Raw genomic sequence first — 13090 nt, forward strand, 5'->3', positions numbered from 1 at the left:
GAGGCTACTCATCCAGCGCGTTCGACGGCGTGGATGCGGCCGAGCAGGTCGTCCTTGAGCTCTTGTCCGCAGAACGCGGCGCGCACGCCCGTCCGGGCGATGTCGGCCAGCTCGCCCCTGCTGAGGCCGAACAGCTCGTGGCAGAGCAGGTACTCGCGGTCGAGGTCGGTGTGGAACATGCCGGGGTCATCCGTGGCCAGGGTGACCGGCACACCCGCCTCGAGCAGGCGCGGCAGTGGGTGGTCGGTGAGGTCGGGCACGGCGCGGGTGCACTGGTTCGACGTCGGGCACACCTCCAACGGGATGTTGTGCTCGGCCAGATGGCGCAGCAGCAAGGGATCCTGGACAGCGCTAACGCCGTGACCGATCCGCACGGCGTTCAACTCGCGTAGCGCCGCCCAGATCTCTTCGGGCCCCACGGTTTCCCCCGCGTGGGGGACTGCGTGCAGGCCAGCGCTGGCTGCCAAGTCGAACGAGCGCCGGAAAGCCGCCCTTGACACCCCGAGTTCCATACCGCCGAGCCCGAAACCAACGCTGCCCTCTGGCCGGTGTCGCAAGACCCAGTCGATGGTGCCCTCGCGGCTGGGCGGTTCAAGACCGCCTGGGATGTCGTAGATCCAGGCAAGCGCCACGCCGTGCTCATCGAGTGCCCTCTTACGGCCTACCGTGAGCGCTTCAGTCAGCTCTTCCGGATCAATACCGGTGGATAGATGGCCAAATGGCGTAACGGTGATTTCGGCGTAAGAGGCATTGGCCGCTGCAAGACCCGCTGCTGCGCCCAAGACGAGCGTGGTCACATCCGCGCCGGTCTTGACCAGTTTGTTCACCGTGCCGTAGACGGTGATGAAGTGCAGGAAGTCGGTGAAGTCGTAGAACCGCGCGAGCTCGTCGCGGTCGGTGGGCACGCCGTGCTCGGGGTGGCGGCGGGCGAGTTCCAATACGGTGTCGAGCGTGGCGGAACCGACCAGGTGCAGGTGCAGTTCGACCTTGGGCAGGGCGCGGACGTACTCGATCACGGCGTGGACCTCTCGGCTGGGGTGTGCGGGCGCGGGGAACCGCGCGCGTCACCAGGCGAGGTCACCGCGCTGGTGGTCCTCCCCGTAGAGGGGCAGCGGCACCAGCCAGCCGAGGATCACGGACACGCGCCCGAGTCTGGCCCAGCCCCGCGGGAGCGTCAAGCAGGCACGTCATTGTCTGCTGTGGACAGTCGGATCGGCCCTTGACACCGCCCCGACGCGGGCGCAAGGGTGCGGGCAAGTCCCCGTCGATCCCCATGGAGCACCAATGAGACGTGCGCGACCCGCCGTCATCTCCTTGCTCGCCGCCTTGCTCGTCGTGCCGCTGGCCACCACCCCGGCGGCCGCCGAGCCGGACCCGCCCGCCCCCGTCTTCGTCGACGGCCAGGCGCAGCCGGTCTTCAGCCCCACCGACGTCGTGCGCGAGTCGCTGTGGGTCAACGCCCCGGTCGACAGCGACAACGACGGCCGCGACGACCTCGTCCACGTCGAGGTCGTGCGCCCGCGCGCGACCGAGCAAGGCCTCAAGGTCCCGGTCGTCTACCAGGCCAGCCCGTACTACGCGGGCGGCAACGACGTGCCCAACCACGACGTCGACGTCGAGCTGAACGTGCCGAACGCGCGCTCCGGGGCCAAGGTCTCGCGGGTGGGCCTGGGGCCCAACCCGGCGATCACCTGGCGCTACGAGCAGTACTTCACCGCGCGCGGCTTCGCGGTGGTCTACGCCGAGTCCCTCGGCTCCGGCCTGTCCACCGGGTGCCCGACCAGCGGTGGCCGCAACGAGACCATCGGCGCCCGCTCGGTCATCGACTGGCTCAACGGCCGCGCGCGCGGCCAGGACGCCGCGGGCGCGACCGTCGGCGCGAGCTGGACCACCGGCAAGGTCGGCATGATGGGCGTGTCTTACAACGGCACCCTGCCCAACGCCGTTGCCACTACCGGTGTGCGGGGCTTGGAGACGATCGTGCCGATCGCCGCCATCTCAAGCTGGTACGACTACTACCGCGCCGACGGTGCCGTCGTCGCCCCGGGGACCTACCAGGGTGAGGACCTCGACGTGCTCGCCGAGTACGTGCACACCCGCGCGGACCGTGCGCCGTGTGCCCCGGTTATCGCCGACATCGCGGTCAAGCAGGACCGCGTCACCGGTGACTACAGCCAGTTCTGGGACGAGCGCAACTACCTCAACGACGTCAGCAAGGTCCGCGCGTCCGTGCTCGCCGTGCACGGGCTCAACGACTGGAACGTCAAGATGACGCACGTGGCGCAGTGGTACGACGCGCTCAAGCGCCAGGGCGTCGAGCACAAGATCTGGCTGCACCAGTCCGGCCACGCCGACCCGTACTCCCTGCGCCGGGACGAGTGGCTGGTCACGCTGAACAAGTGGATGTCGCACTACCTCTACGGGGTGGCCAACGGCGCGCAGGACGGTCCGCGCCTGACGATCCAGCGCGAGGACAAGTCGTGGACCGACGAGCCCGAGTGGCCCGCTCCCGGTGCCGCGCAGGCGACGCTCTACCCCGGGGCGGGCGGCGCGTCCACCGGCGGTCTCACCATCTGGCGGCCGGACCGGCGGGTGGTCGAATCGCTCACCGACGACGCCACGAAGCTCGCGTCCGCGCTCGCTTCCGCGCCCTCTTCGCCGAACCGGCTCTCCTACCTCACCCGCCCCGCGAGCACTTCCCTGCGGATCAGCGGCAAGGCTGAGGCGTACCTGCGCTTGTCGTTCAGCCGCCCGGCGGCGAACGTCACCGCGCTCTTGGTCGACCGCGCGCCGGACGGCTCGATCTCGATCGTGACCCGCGGCTGGACCGACCCGCAGAACCGCAAGAACATCAGCCGCACCGAGCCGATCCAGCCGGGCAAGGCCTACGACCTGCGGGTCGACCTGGTGCCGGACGACTACGTGCTGCAGGCCGGCCACCAGTTCGGCCTGGTCGTGCTGTCCAGCGACAACGAGTACACGCTGCGCCCCGCGCCCGGCGCCGGGGTCTCGGTGGACCTCAAGGGCAGCAACCTGACCCTCCCGGTCGTCGGCGGTCTCGACGCCCTCAAGGTCGCGGTGGGCTAGTCAGGCTGTGCCATAGGGGGATTGTGAAATCCCCCGCCCGCGTGCGGGCACTACCGCCGTCGCGGCGGCTCTCCTCGTCACCGGCGAGGAGGCCACCGCGGCGGCGGTCCCATGTCGACCACCGCGGTCGGCCCTCATGCCAAACCCGCCCAAGGTACGCCCCCGCAACGCATCCGTCACACCTCCATCCACAAAGGCCCCACCGCTCCCCAGTTCCCAACTCCCACTTTCGCGCCCACCCCGCCCGCCCGACAGTGGACCCATGACCGCGACCGACCTCCACCACGGCGACGACCTCGTCGCCGCCGTCCCCTACCTCATCGGCTACCACCCGCTCGAGTCCCTGGTGATCCTGACCCTGCGCGCGGACGACGACGTGTCCATCGGCCCCGTCGTGCGCGCCGACCTGCCGGAACCGGGCGAGGACCACGGACTCGCCCGGCACGTGGCGACCATCGTCGCCGACCACGGCGTGCACACCGCGCTGATCGTGGTGATCACGGGCAAGACGCTGGCGCACAGACCGTTCGTCGACCTGGTGACCTCGATGCTGGCCGAGGCCGACGTCGAGGTCGCCCACGCGCTCTGGACACCGTCGGTGGACCGGGGGCAACCCTGGCTCTGCTACCACGACCCGGCCTGCGCGGGCCGGGTCGCCGACCCGGACACCTCGGAGATCGCCGCCGCGTTCACCGTGGCGGGCGTGGTCAAGTACCCCAGCCGCCAGGCCATGGCGGCCAACCTGGCGCCCGACCCGCCCGCGGCCATCGCCCACCGGACCGCCCTGATCAACACCCGGGTGGCCGCGCTGCTCGACGACTGCCCACCCCTGACGGTCGAGCAAGAGCTCGCCTTCATCGACACGATCATCACCGACTTTCACACCCGCATGGAAACCGAGATATCCACAAAGGACGGAATCATCGCGGTACCCCCGCGCCCCACCACGTCCCCCGCACCGGATCCCGGCCCGCCCACCCCGCCGCCCACCGCTGCGACTCCCTCGCGGTCCACTGTGTCCATGCCGACCACCGCGGGCACGGAGACGCCCCTTCGGCCCACCGAGTCGCTCGCGGGCGGATCACCTGGTGCGCCCATCTCCGGCTCACCCGCGCCATCGACCGTCGGCGCGGAATCGCCTGCCCAGGCTGGCGATTCGCTTGTTCTCGAACCGCCCGGGCCTGCTCTTCCGAGCACTGCGGCACCCGCCGCCGGCGCGGAATCACCCGCCACAAACGGTGATTCACCTGCCCCGGCACCGCCCAGCGGCACCCCTGCCAACGGCGAAGCCAGTTCGCCCACGACCACTCGTCATCCAGCCGAGGCCCTCTCGAACGCGCGGAGACCCGCGACCTCGACACCCGAGCTGTCCCGATCTCACTCCCGATCAAGCGGCCCGCCCGGCCCGCCCGGCCCGCCCGGCCCGCCCGGCCCGCCCGGCCCGCCCGGCCCGGCCGGGTCCGCCACGGCACCTGCCCTCGGGTCGGCCCCTCGCGCTGACCCGCCCAGCACCGCCGAGATCGACACTTTCGGTGTGCGGCGCGACGAGTACTCCGCCGACCTGCCCGACGCCGAGTTCAACCGCCGCCTGATCGAGGCCGCCGCGACGCACCCGTCCGGCCCGGCCAGCCGGGACGGCGTGCCACTCCCGGACCTCACCGACGAGCAGATCGCCGACCTCGCTGTCGCCCTCAGCAACGCCGACGTCCGCGGTGAGTGCCTCACCTACGCGCTCACCGACAAGGACACCGCCGCCGCACGCCTGTGGACCCGACTGGTCCGAGCCCTGCCCGCCCCGGAACGCGCCGAGCCCGCCTGCCTGCTGGCCGTGAGTTCCTACCTGGGCGGCAACGGTGTCATGGCGCGGATCGCCCTGGACGTGGCCATCGAGGCCAACCCCGCCCACTCCCTGGCCGCGCTGCTCACCGCCGCTGTCCAGCAGGGCATCCCGATAGCCGAACTACGCGACCTCATCGCCCGCGCCGCCACCGAGGCCCAACACGACGAGAACGCCCCATGACCACGTCGCCCACAGCCACACCACTCGGTGCGAGCACGCGTTCCCGCCCGGTGGCGGTGCCGCACCCGTGCGCACCATGACCGCCGCGGTGGCGATGCGCCGCGAGTACGACATCGAAGCGCTGGGCGACCTGCGCTCGGCCGTAGACGAGGCTTGCACGCTCCTGGTGCGGCGGGCACTGCCGTTCACCGCGCTGACGGTGGCGAGGCTCGGGCCCGCAGAGCAGGCATCGCGACTTGGTCCAGCCGGCACCCGCGCATCGCGCGAACGTCAGCGGGAGCCAGTCCGGCGGGCCGCACACGATCACCAACTGTCCGGCAACTCGGGAGGCGTCCAGAGGCTTCACAGTCTGGCGGCCATAAGACGCTGCACCCGATCGTCAGGCGCGGCTGCGGGTGAACTCCCAGGCGTCCGCGACGATCGTGCGCAGGTCGGTGCGCTCGGGGGTCCAGCCCAGGTGCTCGGTGGCGGCCTCGGCCGAGGCGACCAGCACCGCCGGGTCGCCCGCGCGGCGCGGGGCGAAGTCGGCTGGGATCTCGTGGCCGGTGACCTCGCGGCAGGCTTGCACGACCTCGCGGTTGGAGAAGCCGGTGCCGGTGCCCAGGTTGTAGATCTGGTGCTCGCCCTTGGCCGCGTGCTCCAGCGCCAGCAGGTGCGCCTCGGCGAGGTCGGCCACGTGGATGTAGTCGCGCACGCAGGTTCCGTCGGCGGTCGGGTAGTCCTCGCCGTAGATGGAGATCTTGTCGCGGGTGCCCAGGGCGACCTGCAGGACGATCGGGATCAGGTGGGTCTCGGTGGTGTGCCGCTCCCCGAAGCGTCCGTAGGCGCCCGCCACGTTGAAGTACCGCAGGCTGACCGCGGCGAGGCCGTGGGCCTTGGCGTAGGAGGTGATCGCGTGGTCGATGGCGAGCTTGCTGGCGCCGTAGGTGTTGGTGGGCCGGGTCGGCGCCGTCTCCACGATCGGCACCACCTCGGGCTCGCCGTAGGTGGCCGCCGTGGAGGAGAACACCAGCCGCGGGGTGCCGGTGTCGCGCATCGCGTCGAGCAGGCGCAGGGAGGTGAGGACATTGCCCGACCAGTACTTCGACGGGTCCACCATGGACTCGCCGACCAGTGACTTCGCCGCGAAGTGCAGGACCCCGTCGAAGCCCTCGGCCAGCAGCGGGGCCGCCGCCTCGGCGATGTCGGCCTCGACGAACCGCGCGCCCTCGGGCACGGCGTCCGCGTGGCCGGTGGTCAGGTCGTCGACCACGACGACGTCGTGGCCGGTCTCCACGAGTCGGGCCGCGCACACGCTGCCGACATATCCCGCCCCGCCCGTGACGAGCAGCTTCATCGTGGTCCTCCTGCTGTTCCTGTGGTCAGTGGTCGCGCCCCGCCCCCGCCGACGGCACCGCGGCGAACAGCCGGGGCGTGGTCAGCGAGCGTTCCGCGTACGCGGCGAGCACCGCGGCCCGCACGTCGCCGTGGGCGCCGGTGGGCACCAGGGCGATCGCGGAGCCGCCGAAGCCGCCGCCGGTCATCCTGGCACCCAGCGCGCCCGCGCCGACAGCCGCGTCCACCGCGATGTCGAGTTCCAGGCACGACACCTGGTAGTCCGCGCGCAAGCTGGCGTGCGAGGCGGCCATGTCGTCGCCGATGTCGGCCACCCGACCCGCGCGGAGGGCGGCGACGGTGCGCAGCACGCGGTCGTTCTCGGTGACCACGTGCCGAACCAGTGGCCGGAGGGCGTCGGGCAGCCTGTTCAGCGCGTCGGCGAGACCGTCGAGCGGTACGTCGCGCAACGCGGGCACACCCAGCAGGCGGGCGGCCTCCTCGCAGCCCTTCCGGCGCTCGCCGTAGGCCGAGTCGGCCAGCGAGTGGCGGGCCCGGGTGTCGATCACGAGCACCTCCAGGTCGGCCGCCGCCGGGTCGAAGGGCACCAGCTCGCGGACGCCCGAGCGGACGTCGAGGAAGAGCACGTGCCCCTCGACGCAGCACAGCGACGCCGTCTGGTCCAGCAGACCGGTGGGCGCGCCCACGAAGTCGTTCTCCGAGCGCTGGACCCACCGGGCGACCTCGGCCAGGGTGGGCCCGGCGTGCTCGTCCGGCGCCACCCCCGCGAGGCCGAGCAGGGCGAGCGCGATGGCGCACTGGAGCGCGTGCGAGGACGACAGCCCCGCGCCCGCGGGGACGTCACCGACGATCACCAGGTCGGCGCCGCCGGTCACCCCCTGACCGCGCAGGACCCACGCCACGCCGGACGGGAACGCCGCCCACCCGGTGACCGAGCCGGGCTCCAGGTCGGCGACCGCCACGGGGTCGGCGCGCTGGGGGACCCCGTCGTCGCCGACGGTGGTGACCACCAAGAGACCGTCGGCCCGGGGCGCCGCCGCCACCGCGATCCGGTACGGCAGCGCGAACGGGAGGACGAAGCCGTCGTTGTAGTCGGTGTGCTCACCGATCAGATTCACCCGACCGGGGGCCGACCACACCCCGGACGGGGCACGCTCGTGCAGCCGCTGGAACTGCTCGGCGGCCCGGTCGGCCTGGCTCACTGCGAACGGGCCAGGACCGCGTGCAGCACCGTCGGGGCCAGCTCGGCGGTGTTGCCCGCGCCGGTGATCTCGATCGAGTTCCCGTCCCCTTTGGACGGTCCGACCGAGATCACGTTGCCGGGCAGGATGCCCACCGCCTTGAGCTCGGCCATCATGTCCGGGTCGAGCTGGATGTGCTCGGCGATCCGCCGGATCTCCACCTTGCCGCCGCCGCGCCGGGCGACCTCGTCGACGCGCACCAGGCCCGCCTCGACCGGCGGGGCGGGCTCGCCCTCGCCGAGCTTGTCCAGACCGGGGATCGGGTTGCCGTACGGCGAGGTGGTCGGGTGGCCCAGGAGCTTGACAAGCTTGCGCTCCACGGCCTCGCTCATCACGTGCTCCCAGCGACAGGCCTCGCTGTGCACGTGCTCCCACTCCAGGCCGATCACGTCGACCAGCAGGCGCTCGGCCAGCCGGTGCTTGCGCATCACGGCGATGGCCAGGGAGCGGCCGTGGTCGGTGAGCTCGAGGTGCCGGTCGCCCGCGACGACGACCAAGCCGTCGCGCTCCATCCGACCCACCGTCTGGCTCACCGTGGGGCCGCTCTGGCCCAGGCGTTCGGCGATGCGGGCACGCAGGGGGACGACGCCCTCCTCTTCGAGTTCGTAGATAGTGCGGAGGTACATCTCGGTGGTGTCGATGAGATCGTTCACGCCGGTTCCCCTTCGTCACCTCCATGTTAGTCGCTCGCCCCGACAGAGCAGCGCGCCAGTAGCAGTCAGTGACCAAAGTCCCCGGCCGGCAGGATGGGCCGGTGGTCGCGGCCGACGCCCGCCCGGTGTCGACCGCCGAACTGGTGGCGCTGCCGGGCCCACCCCAGCCCCCGCGCGGGCTCGACATCCGCCGGTACTCGGCCGGTCCGCCCGGGCGGTGACCACGCGCCGGGCACCTCCCGGCGCGGTGCCCCCGACGCCGACTGGCGGCCGTTCAGGTGGGCGGCACCCGTTGCCCGACTCGGCCAGTCAGGTAGGGCAGGTTGGTGGGGTCAGGTAGGGCAGGTTGGTGGGTCAGGTCGAGGGGAGGCGGCCGGCCAGGCGGCGGCGCGATGGGAGCGCGACCGGGCCACACCTGCTCGCTGGTCCGAGCCTGCTCGCCTACCTCACCTACTCGCGGGCCGACCAGCTAACCAGGCTGCCCGCCGCGGCCCCGTCGAGCCGGTCGGTCAGCTGCCTGTAGGCCGCATTGAGCACCCAGTGGGGCGCCGATTCGGTGCTCGCGCGCGGGTCTCGGCTGCTGGTGGTGGCGGGCGTCGATCACGCTGCCACCGGCTGTGATCTGGGCATAGGGTGCTGGGCATGGGTGATCGAGCGGACGCGGCGGCTGTGGTCTGGGATCCGGCGTTGTTGGGGTACGACCTCGGTGGGGACCACCCGTTCAACCCGGTCCGGTTGGAGCTGACCATCCGGCTGGCGCGGGCGTTGGGGGTGCTGGACGGGGTCGAGTTCCTGGCGCCCCAGCCCGCTGACGACCACGACCTCGAACGCGTCCACGACGGCGGTTACCTCGCCGCCGTCAAGGAGGCGCCGGGGGTGTCGTGGGATGTGGGGCACGGGTTGGGCACGTCGGACAACCCGGTGTTCGACCGGATGCACGCGGCGTCCGCGTTGGTGGTGGGTGGGTCGTTGGTGGCGGCCAAGGCGATCGCCGCCGGGACCGTCGACCGGGCGGTGAGCATCGCGGGCGGGCTGCACCACGCGATGCGGGACCGGGCGGCGGGGTTCTGCGTGTACAACGACTGCGCGGTCGCCATCTCCTGGCTGCTGGACAACGGGTTCGACCGCGTCGCCTACATCGACGTCGACGTGCACCACGGCGACGGGGTGCAGGCGGCCTTCTACGACGATCCGCGCGTCCTCACCGTCTCCCTGCACCAGCACCCGGCGACGTTGTGGCCCGGCACGGGCTCGGTCACGGAGCTGGGCACCGGCGCGGCCCAGGGCACCTCGGTCAACATCCCGCTGCCGCCGGGCACCCGGGACCCCGCGTGGCTCAGGGCGTTCCACGCGACCGTGCCGTCACTGCTGGCGGCGTTCCGCCCACAGGTCCTGGTCACCCAGTGCGGTGTGGACACCCACGAGGAGGACCCGCTGGCCGACCTCTCGCTGTCGGTCGACGGCCACCGCGAGATCTATCGGACCCTGCGCGACCTCGCGAACCGCCACGCGGGCGGCAAGTGGCTCGCCACCGGCGGTGGTGGCTACCAGCTCCTGCGCGTCGTCCCCCGGTCGTGGACCCACCTGCTGGCGACCGCCCTCGACCGGGACATCCCAGTCGACACCCCACTCCCCGCCGAGTGGGTCAGCACCGTCCGCAAAGCCGCCCCGAGAGCGGAACTCCCCCTGTCGATGGGCGACCACCGCCCCACCTCCTTCGAACCCTGGGGCGGCGGCATCTCGGACCCGGTCGACACCGCCATCCACGACGTCCGGGCCGCGGTGTTCCCCCTGCACGGCCTCGACCCGGACGACCCGAGGGACTGACATGGCGACCACCCCAAGCCCGGCCACCGACCGCCCCCGCGACGTCCGCGGCACAGACTCCGGCCACTTCGGCGCCGCCCCCATGACCACCGCCACCGCCATCGCGTCCGCGGCCGAACTCCGCCACCACGAACTCGGGGACTGAACCATGGACGCTCCGCAGCGCGACCCGTTCGGTTATCCGCGCCGGTGGGAGGCCGACGTGGTCCTCTCCGACGGTGGCACCGTCCACTTGCGACCCATCGTCCCCACCGACGCCGAGGCGTTGCTCGCCTTCCACGCGCGGCTGTCCGAGCGCACCCGGTACTTCCGCTACTTCGGGCCCTATCCGCGCATCCCAGACAAGGATCTGCGACGTTTCAGCACCGTCGATCACCATGATCGGGTGGCTTTCATCGCCTTGTTGGGTGATGACATCGTCGCTGTCGGTCGGTACGAGCGGTTGCCGGACAGTGACTCCGCCGAGGTCGCGTTCGTGGTGCAGGACGCCCACCAGGGGCGCGGTCTGGGGTCGATCCTGCTCGAGCACCTCGCCGCCGCCGCGCGGGAGCGGGGGTTGGGGCGGTTCGAGGCGGAGGTGCTGGCCGAGAACGGGCAGATGGTCCGGGTGTTCCGCGACGCCGGGTACCAGGTCAGCCGGGTGTTCGACGAGGGCGTGCTGCACCTGGAGTTCGACATCGACCAGACCGCCGCCTCGGTGGAGGTGGCCCACTCGCGGGAGCAGGCCGCGGAGGCGCGCAGCGTGCACAACCTGCTGCACCCGCGCTCGGTCGCGGTCATCGGCGCCTCCACCGACCGCGCCAAGGTCGGCAACGCCGTGCTGGTCAACCTGCTCGCTGCCAACTTCGCCGGGCCGGTCTTCCCGGTCAACGCCGAGCACACCTCCGTCCGCGGTGTCCGCGCCTACCCGACCGTGCTCGACATCCCTGATCCGGTGGACCTCGCGGTGGTCGCAGTCCCGGCCGCCGGGGTAGACGAGGTGATGGACGCCTGCCTGGCCAAGGGGGTCAAGACCCTGGTCGTGGTGAGTTCCGGCTTCGGCGAGACCGGGCCGGACGGTCGCGGGGCCGAGCGGCGGCTGGTGGACGAGGCCCGCGCGCACGGCATGCGCGTGGTCGGGCCGAACGCGCTCGGCGTGGTCAACCTCGACCCCGCCGTCCGCCTCAACGCCACCCTGGCGCCGACGCTGCCCAGGCCAGGGCGCACCGGGTTCTTCTGCCAGTCCGGTGCCCTGGGTACCGCTATCCTCGCCGACGCGGCCGCACGCGGTCTTGGACTGTCCACTTTCGTCTCCGCCGGTAACCGTGCCGACGTCTCCGGCAACGATCTGCTCCAGTACTGGGAGACCGATCCCGCTACCGATGTCGTCTTGCTCTACCTCGAGTCGTTCGGCAATCCGCGCAAGTTCGCGCGGTTGGCGCGCAGACTTGGGCGCCACAAGCCGATTGTGATGGTCAAGTCCGGTCGCAATACCGTTCTGCCAGCGCTTGCGGCTACCGGTGTCGCGGTAGACGAACCGAGCGTGCAGGCGCTCTTCGAGCAAACGGGTGTTATCCGCGTCGAATCTATCGCGCAGCTCTTCGACGCCGCGCTGCTCTTGGCGCATCAACCGCTACCGCCGGGTGACCGGGTCGCGGTTGTGGGCAACTCCTCGGCGATCGGTGTGCTGGCCGCCGACGCGGCGCTCGGTCAGGGTCTCATCCTCGCGGGCGACCCGGTCGACGTGGGCGCGCAGGCGGGGCCAGAGGAGTTCGCCGCTGCGGTCGCGGCCGAGTTGCGCCGGGAAGACGTCGATTCGCTCATCGTGGTGTTCGTCCCGCCCGTGGCCATTCCCGGCACTGCCTACGCCCGAGCGTTGCGCGAGGCCGCCGCCGACCTCCCCGAGGCAGTCAGCAAACCGGTCGTGTCCACCTTCCTTGCCGCGGAGGGGATTCCCGCCGAACTCGCGGTCGCGGGCCCCGATGGCGCACCTGGTCGCGGCTCCATCCCGTCGTACCCGAGCCCGGAACGCGCGGCCCTCGCGCTGGCCCGGGCGACCAGCTACGCGCGTTGGCGGTCGGCGCCCGCGGGCAAGCTCGCCCGTCCGGAGGGGCTGGACCCGGACGGCGCGGCCGTCGTCGTGCGCGCCGCACTGTCCGGTGTGGATGGTGATGTCGAACTGACCGACGAGCAGGTCCTCGCCCTGCTCGCCTGCTACGGCATCTCCGTCATGCCCTACCGGGTGGTCGGTGACGCCGACGCCGCGGTGGCCGCGGGCGCCGAGGTGGGCCTGCCGGTGGTCATGAAGACGGCGAGCAAGCGCTACCGGCACCGCAGCGACCTGGTCGGTGTGCGGCTGGACCTGACCACCGACGACGCCATCCGCAACGCCTACCACGACCTGCGCGGGGTGTCCGGTGTGGACGACGTCTACGTGCAGCGGATGGCGCCCAAGGGGAACTCGTGCACCATCGGCCTGCAGGACGACCCGTCGTTCGGCACGGTCGTGTCCTTCGGCCTGGCGGGCATGATCAGCGACCTGCTGGGCGACCGCGCCCACCGGGCCCTCCCGCTCACCGACACCGGCGCCGCGGGCCTGGTCCGCGCGCCGAAGGCCGCGCCGCTGCTGGCGGGCTACGGCGGCGGCGAGCCCGCGGACCTGACCGCCCTCGAGCAGCTGGTGCTGCGGATCGCCGCGCTGGCCGAGGACTTCCCCGAGGTCCGCGCGCTGGCCCTGGAACCCGTCCTGGCGTCGGCGGCGGGCGCCTTCGTCACCGGCGGCCGGGTCACCGTGGGCCCGCCCCCGTCCCGCCACGACACCGGCCCGCGCAGGCTCCGCCCGGTCCCGCCCTCGGCAGGCAGGCAAACCTGAACCCCCGGGACCGAACAAGGCGGCTGAACGCCTGGCCGGCCCCGCCGAGGCGGAGCCGGCCAGACGTGCCCCGGCC

Annotated in this window: 9 protein-coding genes; 5 read left to right on the forward strand and 4 right to left on the reverse strand. The window is 72.1% G+C overall.

The window, feature by feature from the left end; genetic code table 11:
- Positions 1-8 precede the first annotated feature (8 nt).
- Complete coding sequence (gene add, locus QSK30_RS11310) at positions 9-1016, reverse strand: adenosine deaminase (RefSeq protein WP_285502035.1); 1008 nt, start codon at positions 1014-1016, stop codon at positions 9-11.
- Between the two features lie 268 nt (positions 1017-1284).
- On the opposite strand from add, the gene QSK30_RS11315 reads away from it, so the two are divergent.
- Positions 1285-3087 (forward strand): Xaa-Pro dipeptidyl-peptidase, encoded by a 1803-nt coding sequence (locus QSK30_RS11315; protein WP_285502036.1) that lies wholly within the window; start codon positions 1285-1287, stop codon positions 3085-3087.
- Positions 3088-3349: 262 nt separating this feature from the next.
- A complete protein-coding gene (locus tag QSK30_RS11320; RefSeq protein ID WP_285502038.1) occupies positions 3350-5107 on the forward strand; it encodes a DUF4192 family protein in 1758 nt (585 codons plus the stop codon).
- A gap of 379 nt (positions 5108-5486) precedes the next feature.
- Here QSK30_RS11320 and galE read toward each other — a convergent pair whose 3' ends face one another.
- The 3 genes from galE to QSK30_RS11335 are packed head-to-tail and all read right to left on the reverse strand — an operon-like array spanning position 5487 to position 8336.
- Positions 5487-6443 carry a UDP-glucose 4-epimerase GalE gene (gene galE, locus QSK30_RS11325; protein WP_285502040.1) on the reverse strand — a complete coding sequence of 319 codons (957 nt, stop codon included), beginning with the start codon at positions 6441-6443 and terminating at the stop codon, positions 5487-5489.
- A 25-nt stretch (positions 6444-6468) separates the two neighbouring features.
- Positions 6469-7644: a galactokinase gene (galK, locus tag QSK30_RS11330; protein WP_285502042.1), complete on the reverse strand. Its 1176-nt coding sequence runs from the start codon at positions 7642-7644 to the stop codon at positions 6469-6471.
- The gene (locus QSK30_RS11335) at positions 7641-8336 is read right to left on the reverse strand and encodes an iron-dependent transcriptional repressor DtxR (RefSeq protein ID WP_285502043.1); all 696 of its coding nucleotides are present in this window, start codon (positions 8334-8336) and stop codon (positions 7641-7643) included. The genes galK and QSK30_RS11335 overlap by 4 nt, the downstream gene beginning before the upstream one ends.
- Positions 8337-8978: 642 nt before the next feature.
- On the opposite strand from QSK30_RS11335, the gene QSK30_RS11340 reads away from it, so the two are divergent.
- The 3 genes from QSK30_RS11340 to QSK30_RS11350 are packed head-to-tail and all read left to right on the forward strand — an operon-like array spanning position 8979 to position 13014.
- A complete protein-coding gene (locus QSK30_RS11340; RefSeq protein WP_285502044.1) occupies positions 8979-10163 on the forward strand; it encodes an acetoin utilization protein AcuC in 1185 nt (394 codons plus the stop codon).
- Between the two features lies 1 nt (position 10164).
- Positions 10165-10308 carry a hypothetical protein gene (locus QSK30_RS11345; RefSeq protein WP_285502045.1) on the forward strand — a complete coding sequence of 48 codons (144 nt, stop codon included), beginning with the start codon at positions 10165-10167 and terminating at the stop codon, positions 10306-10308.
- Positions 10309-10311: 3 nt separating this feature from the next.
- Positions 10312-13014 carry a bifunctional acetate--CoA ligase family protein/GNAT family N-acetyltransferase gene (locus tag QSK30_RS11350; RefSeq protein ID WP_285502047.1) on the forward strand — a complete coding sequence of 901 codons (2703 nt, stop codon included), beginning with the start codon at positions 10312-10314 and terminating at the stop codon, positions 13012-13014.
- Positions 13015-13090 lie beyond the last annotated feature (76 nt).

Origin of the sequence: Actinokineospora sp. NBRC 105648 (genome assembly GCF_030269645.1) — a bacterium.
Taxonomy (GTDB): Bacteria; Actinomycetota; Actinomycetes; order Mycobacteriales; family Pseudonocardiaceae; genus Actinokineospora.

Bases quoted from the DNA above. Each gene is read 5' to 3' on its own strand.
- QSK30_RS11315 (WP_285502036.1), top strand. From the start codon at position 1,285: ATGAGACGTGCGCGACCCGCCGTCATCTCCTTGCTCGCCGCCTTGCTC.
- QSK30_RS11320 (WP_285502038.1), top strand. From the start codon at position 3,350: ATGACCGCGACCGACCTCCACCACGGCGACGACCTCGTCGCCGCCGTC.
- galE (WP_285502040.1), bottom strand. From the start codon at position 6,443: ATGAAGCTGCTCGTCACGGGCGGGGCGGGATATGTCGGCAGCGTGTGC.
- QSK30_RS11340 (WP_285502044.1), top strand. From the start codon at position 8,979: ATGGGTGATCGAGCGGACGCGGCGGCTGTGGTCTGGGATCCGGCGTTG.
- QSK30_RS11345 (WP_285502045.1), top strand. From the start codon at position 10,165: ATGGCGACCACCCCAAGCCCGGCCACCGACCGCCCCCGCGACGTCCGC.
- QSK30_RS11350 (WP_285502047.1), top strand. From the start codon at position 10,312: ATGGACGCTCCGCAGCGCGACCCGTTCGGTTATCCGCGCCGGTGGGAG.